The 14,374-nt window shown below is 38.0% G+C and carries 13 protein-coding genes and 1 CRISPR repeat array; of the genes, 11 read left to right on the top strand and 2 right to left on the bottom strand.

Going from position 1 to position 14,374, the window contains the following annotated elements; genetic code table 11:
- Positions 1-121: 121 nt before the first annotated feature.
- The gene (locus ACJYYY_RS06340; RefSeq protein ID WP_035313735.1) at positions 122-832 is read right to left on the bottom strand and encodes a LytTR family DNA-binding domain-containing protein; all 711 of its coding nucleotides are present in this window, start codon (positions 830-832) and stop codon (positions 122-124) included.
- 135 nt (positions 833-967) lie between these two features.
- On the opposite strand from ACJYYY_RS06340, the gene ACJYYY_RS06335 reads away from it, so the two are divergent.
- From ACJYYY_RS06335 to ACJYYY_RS06300, 8 genes are all read left to right on the top strand, one after another.
- A complete protein-coding gene (locus ACJYYY_RS06335; protein ID WP_035313734.1) occupies positions 968-2,575 on the top strand; it encodes a DUF2075 domain-containing protein in 1,608 nt (535 codons plus the stop codon).
- A 144-nt stretch (positions 2,576-2,719) separates the two neighbouring features.
- Complete coding sequence (locus ACJYYY_RS06330) at positions 2,720-3,601, top strand: Rpn family recombination-promoting nuclease/putative transposase (RefSeq protein ID WP_051456866.1); 882 nt, start codon at positions 2,720-2,722, stop codon at positions 3,599-3,601.
- Positions 3,602-3,928: 327 nt separating this feature from the next.
- Positions 3,929-7,879, top strand: coding sequence for a type II CRISPR RNA-guided endonuclease Cas9 (gene cas9, locus ACJYYY_RS06325; protein ID WP_408868726.1), 3,951 nt, complete (start codon positions 3,929-3,931; stop codon positions 7,877-7,879).
- A gap of 17 nt (positions 7,880-7,896) precedes the next feature.
- Complete coding sequence (gene cas1 / locus ACJYYY_RS06320) at positions 7,897-8,772, top strand: type II CRISPR-associated endonuclease Cas1 (protein ID WP_035313731.1); 876 nt, start codon at positions 7,897-7,899, stop codon at positions 8,770-8,772.
- Positions 8,765-9,088, top strand: a complete 324-nt coding sequence (cas2, locus tag ACJYYY_RS06315) for a CRISPR-associated endonuclease Cas2 (RefSeq protein ID WP_232217904.1) — start codon at positions 8,765-8,767, stop codon at positions 9,086-9,088. The genes cas1 and cas2 overlap by 8 nt, the downstream gene beginning before the upstream one ends.
- The gene (gene csn2, locus ACJYYY_RS06310) at positions 9,085-9,768 is read left to right on the top strand and encodes a type II-A CRISPR-associated protein Csn2 (RefSeq protein WP_408868725.1); all 684 of its coding nucleotides are present in this window, start codon (positions 9,085-9,087) and stop codon (positions 9,766-9,768) included. The genes cas2 and csn2 overlap by 4 nt, the downstream gene beginning before the upstream one ends.
- Positions 9,769-9,827: 59 nt before the next feature.
- Positions 9,828-11,383: direct repeats of the CRISPR family, unit length 36 nt; unit sequence GTTTTAGAGCTGTGTTAAATTGAATGGTATTAAAAC.
- Positions 11,384-11,401: 18 nt separating this feature from the next.
- A complete protein-coding gene (locus tag ACJYYY_RS06305; protein ID WP_408868724.1) occupies positions 11,402-11,749 on the top strand; it encodes a PTS transporter subunit EIIC in 348 nt (115 codons plus the stop codon).
- The gene (locus ACJYYY_RS06300) at positions 11,722-12,147 is read left to right on the top strand and encodes an HAD family phosphatase (RefSeq protein ID WP_051456865.1); all 426 of its coding nucleotides are present in this window, start codon (positions 11,722-11,724) and stop codon (positions 12,145-12,147) included. Before ACJYYY_RS06305 ends, ACJYYY_RS06300 begins: the two co-directional genes overlap by 28 nt.
- 53 nt (positions 12,148-12,200) lie before the next feature.
- Here ACJYYY_RS06300 and ACJYYY_RS06295 read toward each other — a convergent pair whose 3' ends face one another.
- Positions 12,201-12,851 carry a FadR/GntR family transcriptional regulator gene (locus ACJYYY_RS06295; protein WP_035313728.1) on the bottom strand — a complete coding sequence of 217 codons (651 nt, stop codon included), beginning with the start codon at positions 12,849-12,851 and terminating at the stop codon, positions 12,201-12,203.
- 384 nt (positions 12,852-13,235) lie between these two features.
- Between ACJYYY_RS06295 and ACJYYY_RS06290 the strand changes: the two genes are divergently transcribed.
- From ACJYYY_RS06290 to ACJYYY_RS06280, 3 genes are all read left to right on the top strand, one after another.
- A complete protein-coding gene (locus ACJYYY_RS06290) occupies positions 13,236-13,544 on the top strand; it encodes a hypothetical protein (RefSeq protein WP_408868723.1) in 309 nt (102 codons plus the stop codon).
- An 18-nt stretch (positions 13,545-13,562) separates the two neighbouring features.
- Positions 13,563-13,775, top strand: coding sequence for a hypothetical protein (locus ACJYYY_RS06285; protein WP_035313726.1), 213 nt, complete (start codon positions 13,563-13,565; stop codon positions 13,773-13,775).
- 70 nt (positions 13,776-13,845) lie between these two features.
- Positions 13,846-14,061, top strand: a complete 216-nt coding sequence (locus tag ACJYYY_RS06280; protein WP_035313725.1) for a hypothetical protein — start codon at positions 13,846-13,848, stop codon at positions 14,059-14,061.
- Positions 14,062-14,374: the final 313 nt, after the last annotated feature.

The raw sequence follows: 14,374 nt of genomic DNA, 5'->3' as shown, positions 1-14,374 counted from the left end.
CGTAGTGGTTTTTGCACAGCTGTGGTGCGACACTAATTAGTATTGGCAACTCCCGTATTAACACTCTTCATATGCATATGTAACACACCTTCTCTCCATACAAAGGTGTGTTTTTTTGTTTTTAAAACCGTTGGTGCCTTAACTGTTGCAATGCGTGCTGTTTGAAGGTGCGACCAAGCGGTAAGCTGATTTTTTCATGATGAGCATCTTTGAGGGTGACCGTTGTCGCATTATAGGTCAACACAGAGCGACTATTAATTATATACGACCGATGAATTTGAACAAACTGATTGTCAAGCTGTTGCTTGACTGCGGCCGTTGTTAAATAGGTCGAGTAGCTCTCACTATCCGTCACAATGATGACTAAACGACGGTTTTTTTCGAAATAAAGAATATCGGATAAGGGCAGTCGTTGCTGTACATGGTGCTCGTTGAAACGAAAGTAGCGTTCGGACTGATTTAAAAAGTGGAGCAGGCGCTTAATAACTGCAACAAAAGGAACCGTTGTTAAAGGAGTTAAGAGGCAATCGAACGGCTGAAAAGAGAGTAATGTTGGTAATTGATGGACTGAAGAGACGACAAAGAGAACCGGAACGGTCTGATCATGGGATCGAATGGTTGTTACTAAGGCGTGTGTCTGAGGGAGTTGTTCAGTGGTTACGATAATGAAACAATCAAAACGAGTTGTTGTGAGGTGTTTACGTAGTTTAGCGGCTTTGTTATAACTGTGGATAGTAAAGGTCTTGTGCGAGCATTGTTGAAGCATCGTTTCAATCGTGAGAGAGGTTGTCAAATGAGTGGCATAAAGGGCAACATGGAATATTTTTATCACCTCCTTCCATCCATTAGTATACCTGTTTATGTCGATTGGAGGCGAGTAACTAGCGGTTAAAAAGTCGTGGTGGACTAGGCAACGTTTGAAACAACCGTTATACTTAAGTTATCTACTAAAATGAGGTGAACGAGCATGACAGAAGTGCAAATCAAACAGTTTTCATTTCAAGAAACGGCCTTAGCGACGATTTCGGATGAATTGATAGTCGATTATCCCACCGTTTATTTACTGAATAACCAAAAAGAAGTGTACATCGGAGAAACAGTCGCCCTTAAAAATCGGATTAAACAGCATTTGAAAAACCCTGCGCGTAAACAGTTAGTCGATGTCCGTGTTCTCAGTCATCAAGCCTTTAATCAATCTGCTACTTATAATATCGAAACGAAGCTAATTAATTATTTCTTAGCGGATGAAAAGTACCTCCTGCAAAATAAAAGTCAAACGGCTCAGAGTGTCACCCATAATTACTACAATAAAAATTTTTTTGATGATATTGTTTTTAGTGATATTTGGCGCAAATTATTACAGGCCGGTTTTGTAAATCATAGTGCCGATCAAATTGAAAATAAAGATATTTATAAGTTATCACCGTTTAAACAACTCTCAACCGAGCAACTCGAATTAAAAACGACTATTATTGAACGCTGTGAAACGCATATTAATGATGCTAAACCGTTTGTGTTTTTTATTAAAGGTGAAGCGGGTGTTGGAAAAAGTATTATTTTAAGTGCCGTTTTTAACCAATTGCAAGAGTTGTCACAAACAAAAAATTCACCCCTTTATCAGACGACTAACCGGTTACTCGTTAATCATGGGGAGATGTTAAAGACCTACTTGAAAATCGCCTCCCAAGTAAAGAGTTTAAAGAAAAACAATTTCAAAAAACCAACGACCTTTATTAATGAAATGAAACAGCATCAAACTAAGGCTGATATTGTCCTAGTTGATGAAGCCCATTTACTGTTATCGCGGCCGGACCGTTTTAATGGCTTTCAAGAACAAAATCAATTAGAAGAAATAATCAAACATAGTAAAATTACCATCGTTGTCTATGACGATAAACAAGTACTTAAATTAAAAAGCTATTGGGATGATACAAAGTTAGCTCAGTTGAACGTTGATTATACGACTGAAGCCCCGTATGTCTTGAAAAATCAATTTCGGATGAAGGCAAATGATACTGTTATAAATTGGATTGATGCCTTTGTTAAGCGTGAAATATTGCCATTACCAACTGATGAAAATTTTGACTTCAAAGTATTTAATGATGCACAGCAGCTGTTTGAACGAATCAAAGAAAAAAATGGAGCCGGTGGTTTAGCTCGAATGGTTTCTACGTTTGATTATCAACATAAAAAAGATGGTGCAACCTATTACGTTGAAGAAGGTGCCTTTAAATTACCATGGAACATCGTCGATAAAGAAACCTGGGCCGAAAGAAACACATCGATTAATGAAGTGGGCTCTATTTATACAGTTCAAGGCTTTGATTTGAACTATGTCGGCGTTATTTTAGGTCCGTCTGTTTCATATGATGAAGAAACAGGCGCTCTAAAAATCATCACGGCTCATTATGCTGATACAGGTGCCTTTAGTGGTAAAGAAGGATTTGCCGATGTCGAAGCGATTAAAGAACAAATCATCCTTAATTCAATTAACGTTTTAATGAAGCGGGGGATTCATGGCTTATATATTTATGCTAGTGATCCAGCCTTGCGAGCGCGGTTAGCGAAAAGATAACGAGTTAATAGTCAAGTGAAGCAAGCATCGCCCGCAGTTTGGGCGATGCTTTTTTGTGGAGCATCAAATCAGTTGAGCCTTGATTCAAAAAATGTTACGGTGAAATAAGAAGGGCAATAACCGTTTGAGGAAGGGAGTGAGGGCTTGATACCCAAGCAATACTTACCGACGAACGACTTATTATTCAAGAAGGTGTTTGCATCGTCAGGAAATGAAAACGTTTTAAAAGGCTTGATAACTGATGTCCTTGGTCTGCCGATTGAGACCGTAACGATTACGACACCGTATGCCATTGATACTTTTTATAAGGATCACGCCACACATAAGCTTCAAGACACCGAGGTTGATCTTAAAGCGGAACTAAGTGATGGCAGTGTGGTCACGATTGAAGTGCAGTTACAGCAACATCAGTTTTTCAAAGAAAGAGTGCTTTATTATGCGCTCGAAACCTACATTGCCAATTACAGTAAACAAACAGTGGGTAATAAATACCGTAGCTTAACACCTGTTTTTGGCATCAACATCATTGATTTTATTTTGTTTCCTCAAAGTGAAGGCGTACTCCAGCACTTTGAGTTATATAATAAAGCGGCTAATTTGCCATACCAAAGGTCCGGGGCGCAGCCGCCAATAGCGCTAACTTTTTTTGAATTAGCAAAGCGACAACCACATCAGCGTTCGGTCATTAATGAGTGGAGACGCTATTTTAAAACGGGCGTTGTTTCTAAGCAGGCACCGCCTTATTTACAGCAGGCTTGTCATTTAGCACAGTATCAAAACCTATCGAAGGAGGAGCGAACGATGGTAGATGCAACACAAAAAGCACGAGATATTCAAGAGGCCTTTATGGCAGATGCAGAAGAAAGAGGAATTGAAAGAGGAATTGAAAGAGGAGAAAGACAGAATCAAATGAAAATAATCCACCGAATGCGCACGAAGGGAATGTCAAATGAAGAGATAAGTGTGTTAACCGGAATAGAGTCTTCGGAAATAAAACGTTTGATGAAAACAGCATTAATTGATTGAATCGGTGAAAAACAAAGAAAATACAAATTGATGGACTTTGTCTGCAATTTTAGAGATGAAGTCTCTTTTTTATTTAATCAACAATATATTACATGAAAAAATGGTGACAGTAAGCGAAAGTCGCGGTATGATAAAAATGTAAGGGCTTACTAAAAAAACGCAAAAAAAAAGACCTGATGGCAGGTCATCTAATGAAAGACGCTAAACAAAAATGTTTATTTTAACTCGCTGTGTTAAATTGAATGGTATCAATTGAATGAATGATACAAGTTAATTGTATAACGAGGCTGACAAAATGTCAACATACTAACTGAAAGAGGGATGAAAATGACGAATGAAAACAAAAATACAGACTATAATATCGGATTGGATATTGGCGTTGCCAGTGTTGGGTGGGCAGTAACGGCTAGTAACGATAACGAGTTACTACAGGCTAAGAAAAAGAATTTATGGGGTGTGTCATTGTTCGAAGAAGGGCAAGCCGCTGCCGAACGACGTGGCTATAGAAGTACACGTCGCCGTTTACGTCATCGTAAATTCCGTTTGCAATTATTAGAAGATTTATTCGAAGCAGACATTTTACAAACAGATCCATCTTTCTTTATTCGTCTAAAAGAAGCCTTTTTATCACCTAAAGACAATCAAAAAACATATAAGGGATCGCTCCTTTTTCAAGATGAATCTTATAGTGATGTCGATTATTATCAAAAATTCCCGACTATTTATCATTTGCGCCAACATTTAATGACTACTACTGAAGCGGCAGATATCCGTGAGATTTACCTTGCATTACATCATATTATCAAATACCGAGGTCATTTTGTTTATGAACAACAAACATTTACAATGAAGGGTAGTCAAGTGGGTGATGATTTGCGAGACCTACAAGCGAAATTCCGCTTGATTGATAATTATTTGCTCGATGACGTCAATATTGCGAGTCTTTCAGCAATTTTAACAGATAATCAGCGAAATAAAAGTACTAAGGTGAGAGACTGCGTGTCGTTAACTGGAGCCATTAAAGAATCCAAGAAACGTCTCACACAGCTGTTTAATCTCATTGTTGGATTAAAAGCTAATATCGCTATCTTATTTGATAACGACAGTTTTCTTGAAGTAGGCAAAGATGTTACCATGGCTGCTGAGGACATTGATGTTAAATTAGCAGAGCTTAATGATGTATTGGATGAAGAACAGTTTAGTATCGTTGAGAAGGCGCAATACATTTATAGTAGTATTGTTTTACATGAGATTATGAAAGGCAAAAACAATGTGAGTGCAGCTAAAGTCGCTACCTATCATAAACATGCTGCCGATTTGGCAGCAGTTAAAACGCTTCTACGCCAAGACGATGTCACCATGAAAGAGCGTCAACTATTTGAAACGAGCTATGCGAATTATATCAAAAATACGAATTTAAAAGAAGATTTCTTAAAAAGAGCCAAAGGTTTACTCGAACACAATCGCTTCGCGGGAAATGATGTTGCTCAACAACTCCTCGCTGATATCGATGTAGATGACTTTATGGAAGTTCAACGTCATCGCGGCAATGGTGCGATTCCTTTTCAAGTCCATCAGCAAGAATTGTTAGCCATACTAGAAAATCAAGGCCAATTTTATCCGTTTTTACGAGAGCAAGCAGCTAACATTCAAAAGTTACTGACTTTTAGAATTCCTTATTATGTCGGTCCACTAGCGGATGAAAAAGATAGTCAATTTGCATGGATGATTCGTAAACAAGTCGGTAAAATCACACCGTTTAACTTTGAAGAAATGGTTGATATTGATGCGTCATCGGAAGCTTTCATTAAACGCATGACAAATAAATGCACCTATTTATTACACGAAGACGTCTTGCCAAAGAACTCCTTGGTTTACGCCAAATTTGAAGTTTTAAATGAGTTGAATAAAATCCGCTTAGATAATCGACCACTTGATGTTGCTTTAAAACAGCGCATTTATGAATGCCTCTTTATGCATAAGCAAAAAGTGACCCATAAACAATTAAAAAAATGGTTGGCGGAGCATGAGCATCTTACGGTAGCAACAATTCAAGGCACGCAAAAAGAAACTGAATTTGCGACATCATTAACGGCTTACCACCGTTTACAGTCTATTTTAGGTGCTGAATTTGTGAATCAGCCAGAGAATCAAGCAATGGTGGAACAAATCATCTACTGGTCAACCGTTTTTGAAGATAAAAAGATAATGCGCCGTAAGTTGGAAGCTTATCCGCAACTGACAGCAAAACAAGTGACGGAGCTGGCCAATTTACGTTTAAGAGGTTGGGGACGATTGTCACGAAAATTATTGACAGAGATTAAAGTTGCGGCACCATTAGTCGATAATGAACCACAGTCATTGCTCGCTTTATTATGGCAAACGAATGACAATTTAATGCAGGTGCTACGTCAGAAAGACTACGGTTTCCAAACGATTATTGATGAGCAATTTGAGGGAGAAACACGTGGCCTTTCGAAAGAAGTCATTGATGAATTGGCAACATCACCTGCAAATAAGAAGGCAATTTGGCAAGCCATTAAAATCGTTAAGGAACTTGAGAAAGTAAAAAAACGACCAGCTAAAAACATCTTTATTGAATTTGCTCGTTCGGATGAACAATCAAAACGGACAAACACACGTGATAAATTCATCGAAAAAGCCTTTGCTAAACTAAAAATTGAAACAGATGCGTTTAATAAAGAGCTGTTAGCCGAATTGAGAGAGCATCGCAAAAACATCAGTCAACAACGGTTATTTCTTTATTTCATTCAAAATGGTAAATGTATGTATACGGGTGAGACATTACAGATTAACGACCTATCTTCGTATGAAGTTGACCATATATTACCGCAAAGTTATATAAAAGATAACAGTATCGAAAATTTAGCGTTGGTCAAACGGAGTGAAAACCAACGAAAGGGTGCCGACTTATTATTAGATTCCACTGTGATTACTAAAAATCGCACCCGTTGGGAACAACTGAAACGCGCTGGCTTAATTGGTGAAAAGAAATTCCGTAATTTAACACGCACTAAAATCACTGATCGAGATAAAGAAGGTTTTGTGGCACGGCAATTGGTCGAAACACGACAAATCACGAAGCATGTGACTCAGTTGTTGCAAAAAGAGTACCAAACAGATACGAAGGTTGTGGCAATTAAGGCAGGGCTAGTGAGCGATTTACGACATAAATTTAACTTTATCAAAAATCGTAATGTGAATGATTATCACCATGCGCAAGATGCTTATTTAGTAAGCTTTATCGGTACGTATATCATGTCGAAATACCCTAAATTAGAAATGGAATTTGTTTACGAAGGCTATAATAAGTACTTGGCCGATTTGCGTAAAACAACGACGAAGCCGAAATTTTCTTTCATTGTTGAAAGTTTGGCGAAACCGACATTCAATCATGAAACAGGTGAATTGTTTTGGAACCCTGAAACCGACATTGCCAAAGTGAGACGAACCCTCAATTTTAAACAATGTAATATTGTTCGAAAAGTGGAAGAACAGTCGGGGATGTTATTTAAAGAGACGATTTATCCGGCGTTAAAAGCAGCGGATAAAACGATTCCATTAAAGAAAAATTTAGGGGTATCACTCTATGGTGGTTACACAAATGTTAATTATGCCTTTTATAGTTTGATTGAATATCCTGTGAAAAATAAACAAAAGCGTCGTTTGTTAGGGATTCCGATGGCTACGAAAGTATTGATTGATACGGGTCAAACGACTTTACAAGCCTATGTGACAGATTGTATCGGTGGGCCATGTCAAATACTAAAAGAGCGGGTTTTAAAATATCAATTAATTCAAAATGACAACTGTGCCCTTTATGTGGCAGGACCGACGGAACGTCATAATGCGCGTCAATTAGTTGTTAGCGAAGCAGCGGCACAAATCATCTATCTAATAAGTGCAAAACAAGCAGCCGAAGCAAGCTTTTTGGAGCAGTACCGCAGCAGTGATTTAACCGTCGTTTTTGACGAACTGCTGTTAAAAATAACCTCTGATTTCAAGATATTCAAAAATGTCGCAGTTAAACTGACAGCGGCCGCGGAGCGATTTAACGTGTGTACCTTCAATGAAAAAGTCATCATCATCGAAGAAATCATCAAAGTAATGCGTGCGAATGCCACAAATGGTAATTTAAAACTGCTTGGTCTGACAGAGCGAGAAGGACGGTTAGGCAATGTACCAATCTCGAATAACCTGAAAATAATCAACCAGTCCATTACAGGCTTATATCAATCAATTGAGGATTTTAGTTAATCGAAAGAAGGGATGTTATGAGTTGGCGTACGGTAGTCATTACCAAGCATGTGAAGTTATCCTATAAAAACGGGTATTTAGTTATCCGAGGTGAGCAACAGCAAATGATTCATTTGTCTGAAATACATACATTGCTAATCGATTCTACACGAACAGTCATAACAGCATATTTAATTTCGGAGCTGATGAAGAAAAAGGTGAAGGTCATCTTTTGCGATGAAAAACGACAGCCTGAAAGTGAGTTGGTTCCCTATTATGGTGCCCATAACACGAGTAAGAAAATTAAAGAACAAGTTGCGTGGCCGCAAGCGGTGCAACGAGTAATCTGGACAGCTGTTATTAAAGCTAAAATTGAGCAGCAACAACTATTATTAGCACAACTAGCATTACCAGAAGCAGATAAGTTGCAGCAATACGTGCAAGATTTACAACTCTATGATGAAACAAATCGTGAGGGTCATGCGGCTAAAGTATATTTCAATGCGTTATTCGGTAAAAAATTTACGCGTGATGAGCCTGGTTCAATCAATGCAGCGTTAAATTACGGCTATACGATATTATTATCAAGTTTTAATAAAGAAATTGTGAGTCAAGGGTACTTAACACAAATAGGTTTAAAGCATACGAATCAATTTAATTTCTTCAATTTGTCATCGGATTTGATGGAGCCGTTTCGGCCGTTGGTCGATGCCTTTGTTTATCACAATCAAGCGCAAGTGTTCGATCAATCATATAAAATGGGTCTTGTGAACCTGCTGAATGACAAGGTCATCATTCAACAGCAAAGCCATTTTGTTAGTTTAGCGATTCAAATCTACTTAAAAAGCGTCTTTAAAGCGATTGAGACAGCGGATGCGAATCAAATAAAACAGCTTGTTTTCCAACATGAGTAGTTATCGCTTTATGCGACTGATTGTCTTTTTTGACCTACCGATTGAAACAACCGAAGAAAAAAGAGCCTATCGTCATTTTCGAAAATTTTTAATCCAAGAAGGCTTTATCATGGTGCAACAATCTGTTTATGCTAAGCTCGTACTAAATGGCACAGCGGCCAATTTATTGCGCAAGCGCATCAAGAAAGCTTGTCCGACGAAAGGGTTAGTGCAAGTGCTGACAGTCACTGAAAAACAATATGCTGCTATCGACTTAATGGTTGGAAAAGAGCAAGACCACGTCGTAGCTAATGAGAAACGGTTGGTGATTTTTTGAACCTTGAAATCTTCCAATTGGAACATTCGCTTGCGTTTGATGACGAAAGTGTCGTTATTCTGGCAATTGAGAATCAGCGTTTTTATCGTGAAATAATTGAGAGTTTCGTCCAAACACTTAACGACGAACCAGCTCCGATTGAAATTCAATTGTATGAAGCGGGCGAACGGCTAGTCTTAGCCAAAGAACTGCTACTCATTACCGATGTGTTTGGGTTTGACTTTAAGCAGCGCACCTTGGTTACTAAAATTTACAAACAGCTTGAAAAGCGGTATCATATAAGTAAGGAAACTGATGTTATCGATCAAAAAATAGTTGAACTAAGAAGTTTGATTACTGACCAACTAACCGAGTGTGCAATTGAATTAACAGTGGATGATGCGACGAGTCTGGCAACCATTTTTAAAATGTTTAATTTGCGCATTGATATCGAAGAAACGACGATGTTCCAACGTCTGTTAGCGATTATTGATGTAATTGCCGAATTAGTATTGGTGCGGGTACTAGTGCTAAATAACATTCGCTGTTATTTTAACGCGAACGAACTAGTTGAAATTTATAAATATGCATTGTATCACCAAGTGAAATTGTTGGTAATCGAGCCACAGTACCACCAAAAAGCACTAATGTACGAAAAAACGTTACATATCGATGAGGATTACGTCGAATTTTGGCGGTAATACCATTCAATTTTGAATCGCGCAACGAGAACAGCAATGACAAAATCGACGCATTTGAGGTTTTAGAGCTGTGTTAAATTGAATGGTATTAAAACCACCCTCTGTGTAATCATTTGCTTGTTCGTGTTTTAGAGCTGTGTTAAATTGAATGGTATTAAAACTAAAGTTTCTAAGATGATTAAAACAGTGAAAGTTTTAGAGCTGTGTTAAATTGAATGGTATTAAAACACAGTCTTTTTGACAAAGTAGAAGACTGGGGTTTTAGAGCTGTGTTAAATTGAATGGTATTAAAACCCGTTGTCTAATCTTTTCTATATCATTGAAGGTTTTAGAGCTGTGTTAAATTGAATGGTATTAAAACTTGGAATAAAACGCGCAGGCCATTTGTTTTGTTTTAGAGCTGTGTTAAATTGAATGGTATTAAAACAATGGACGGTTACGCAAAAGGCGGTATCGTGTTTTAGAGCTGTGTTAAATTGAATGGTATTAAAACTTGTTCAAACGCGTCACCTCCGCTTTCGTGGTTTTAGAGCTGTGTTAAATTGAATGGTATTAAAACATCTTTTTTGTGTTGTTCTAATAATCGGGCGTTTTAGAGCTGTGTTAAATTGAATGGTATTAAAACAGACAGTGTAACCTTTTCAAATGGTACTAGGTTTTAGAGCTGTGTTAAATTGAATGGTATTAAAACCAGCGCCTACCAAAGAAGCGCAAAAAACAAGTTTTAGAGCTGTGTTAAATTGAATGGTATTAAAACCTATCTCTTTACCGAACATATAACCGACTTGTTTTAGAGCTGTGTTAAATTGAATGGTATTAAAACTACTTTTCTATTGCACTATGTGGTTCACTAGTTTTAGAGCTGTGTTAAATTGAATGGTATTAAAACTGCTATGTTATGGTGTATAATTAATATATAGTTTTAGAGCTGTGTTAAATTGAATGGTATTAAAACAATCGGAAAAGGTCATGGTTATGCAAACGGGTTTTAGAGCTGTGTTAAATTGAATGGTATTAAAACGACTAACGAGATAGCAGATTACATCGAGAAGTTTTAGAGCTGTGTTAAATTGAATGGTATTAAAACGTTCATTTCTATTCATTTCAACGCTGGCGGGTTTTAGAGCTGTGTTAAATTGAATGGTATTAAAACTAGCTTACTAGATAGAGAGATAGAGCAGCAGTTTTAGAGCTGTGTTAAATTGAATGGTATTAAAACCTTCTTTTATTATTTCTAGATATTTCTTTTGTTTTAGAGCTGTGTTAAATTGAATGGTATTAAAACTAAGGCTATCTGTTATGACCCTTATAACGCGTTTTAGAGCTGTGTTAAATTGAATGGTATTAAAACTTCAGAGGACGCGCCAGCGAAGGGGAACGCGTTTTAGAGCTGTGTTAAATTGAATGGTATTAAAACAATCTGATTTGATTAATGATAATGAATATGGTTTTAGAGCTGTGTTAAATTGAATGGTATTAAAACTGGTGGTTTAGGCGCTGGAACAGTAATGGAGTTTTAGAGCTGTGTTAAATTGAATGGTATTAAAACGTTAGTTAGTAAACTCAATATCAAGTTGAAGTTTTAGAGCTGTGTTAAATTGAATGGTATTAAAACACAACTTTCAAACCGCTGGTGTTCGTGTTCGGTTTAAATACGATTCCTGGTTTACTGGTATTTACGTTGTTAGCCCTTGGTTTGTGGACGTTAGGTATCCATGGTCCAAATCTATTGGCAGGAATAACAACACCAATTTTTCTAAATAATATTGCAATGAATATGGAGGCATTTCGCAGTGGTCAGCCGATTCCAAACGAAGTTGCTGATGGTTTGTGGACCTTATTTATGAATGTAGGGGGATCGGGAGCTACGATTGGTCTGGTATTGGCGATGGTATTTGCAAAAAGTAAATCGTATCGTGAACTAGGTAAATTATCGTTCCCTTCAGCCATTTTTTGTATCAATGTTATATTAATAACTTAGATGAAACAGCGGTTTTGCCAGGGGTACGCCGTATCTTAGAAACGTTAAATGAACGACAAATACCAATTGCTCTAGGTTCGGCGAGTAAAAATGCTAGTGCTATTTTGACGAAAACAGCACTACTGCCTTACTTCAATTCTATTGTCGATGGCAATATGGTTTCTGAGGCAAAACCGGATCCGGAAGTGTTTCTTAAAGGGGCGCAGTTGTTAGGAGTTGAGCCTGAATGTTGTTTAGTGTTTGAGGATTCACAGGCGGGGATAGAAGCAGCAAATAAGGCGAAAATGGTAGCCGTTTGCATTGGTCAAACGGATCAATTACAAGGAGCCGTGACAGTGTTACCTGATTTAACAATGTTTGAAGTATCTCAGTTTTTCAAGCATGATGAAATGGTTTAAAACAATGACTAACTTCACGAGAGAGGCCACTATTGGTCTCTTTTTTTAGTCAATCACATCAATTGTGAAGCTAGAGCACTGTCCCCTGCAGTAATTGCGTCGAACAGAGCTGTTTGTGCGGAGCCATCATCGGCAACAATCGTGCGGTATTTTAACATTAAGAATTGTTGCAGTTCGATAGTCGCGCGCAACTGCTCGATTGCTTCTATTAATGGCGTATAATGGGTTGCTTGAGCAAGTGACCGGTGGAAATAAAAGGCCGCTTCTAAATAATAATCATCGTTTAAACGAGTGGGGCTGTTGAGTTCAACCAACAAATTATTTAAATAGAGCCGCAGTTGTTGGATGTCAGCAGCGGTTGCTTTGAGTGCAGCAATACGAGCAGTCTCAGTTTCAAGCGTACGTCTAACGAGAAAAGAGTGCATCAAGAGGCTGTTAGAACTGAAACACTCTGTTATGTCATTATCGCCTCGCAGTGGTATTACTTTAAAGCCGACAATCATTTTACGGCCATTTGTCTGTTTTTGGAGAACACCGTTTTTGATGAGGTGCTCGATTGCTTTTCTTACAGGATGTGCGCTTACTCCAAGCGTTTGAGCAAATAACAGTTCCGCAGGTAGTAATGAACCAAGCGGAAACTTTTCTGTTAGAATACCGTTCTCAATGTAGTTTTTAACGGAATCTGTTAAGGCTGCTTTACGCATGTTATCACTCCTTGTCATATGAACTGAGCATAGCACGGCTTTTTAATTTAATCGAGTAATTAGCGAAAGCAAAGGGAGACAATTAAATGAATTTTTTTAGTGGATGAATTAATAGTTGTATATCCCAATATAACGCAATTAATTTATTTTTAAATGAAGGAAGTCGATGTGGCGGTGCAGCCACTACAGTTTGCGAGCGTTGAAGCGGTTCGTTCTCAAAGAAGGCAGTTGCACCCATCGATTGTCGTCATTAAAACGGTGTTGAATGGTTAGTCTTTTATGACTAGCTAAAGCAAATTAACTCCGTTATACTAGCGGTAAGTAGAAAGGGGGAGAGCGTTGTATTTCGATCAGAGTTTAGTATTAATTCCGTTGACTTGCCTCATGATTCTGCTCATTGTAAGTACTGCGGTATTGCTTTATTTAACAATCACAAAGAAACAACAGCGTCATTTGCGAATCATCGCTGCGCTATTGCTCGGATTAGGTCTTTTTCAATTGTTTTTTGCAACGATTATTTTTCCGGTGCTTGCAAGTGTCGTGTTACTGTCGTTGGCAATGATGTTACTGCCACTTTTTTATCGAGTGAAGTTAACGGATGTTGTGATGATACCAGTGATGGTGGTAGGATTTATCCTCTTTATCCCAGCCATCTTTCTTTTTATCGCTGGTGTTTCGTTTGTAATGAACTAAAAGATAAGGAGTGGTTAAATGCTAGGGTATCTTATCCAGGAACGTTGGCTTATGCTGCTGAGTGGTATTATCGGCTGCCTTGTTAGTATGGCGTTTTGTTATAGTGGTTGGCAGTTACGACGCAAAATAGCACCTGTTTTAGCAGTGACTATCATTGGAACAGGCTTTTTGTTCACACTCTGTGCGTTGCTATTCCTAATCATCGTTTTCTTTTTCGGTGTTAATACATAAGGGTTTGTTTTTTTGCTTATAAGGGGATAGCAGTAAGAAGCAACAATGAGAGACATAAGGAGGCGATTTGATGGCTATTATTGAAATAATGAAGGAACGATACTTATATATCTTACTTTTCGTGGCTGCCTTCGCAGTCAGTGCCGTTATTTTATGGGGTGGATGGCGTATGCGTTTTAGCGTACCGCGAATAGTGGCGATGTTGCTCTTTTTAATTGGGCTTAGCTTGGCCATCAGCACGCTCTATTTATTACTGTACGTCATACTAGGCGATGCTACTGTCTAACTACTCATTTCAACTTTCAAACAAATAGTCGCTAGCACGACCTTTCCAATTTATACGCTGTTGAACGAGCAAATTTCACTTTCAAATGTAACCGCCATCGGACATGGTGGTTTTTTTGATGGCAAAGAAACCAATGTGATGAAAAGGAGCGCACCTTTCGAATCGTAAGTTTGGTTAATTGTTTGCCCGGTGATTTTCGAGACGACCCTTTTAAAATAAGAAAATGACCACATAAAGTTACTAAAAATAAAGAGAGAGGGCAAAACGAGCAATCTACTCATGTTTTTCAGCTGATTCTTCAGGTCGTCTGTTT

The organism is Brochothrix campestris (assembly GCF_046058945.1).
In the GTDB taxonomy this organism is placed as follows: domain Bacteria; phylum Bacillota; class Bacilli; order Lactobacillales; family Listeriaceae; genus Brochothrix; species Brochothrix campestris.
Note: the sequence above shows the minus strand (reverse complement) of the source record. Positions and strands in the feature narration are given on the sequence as shown.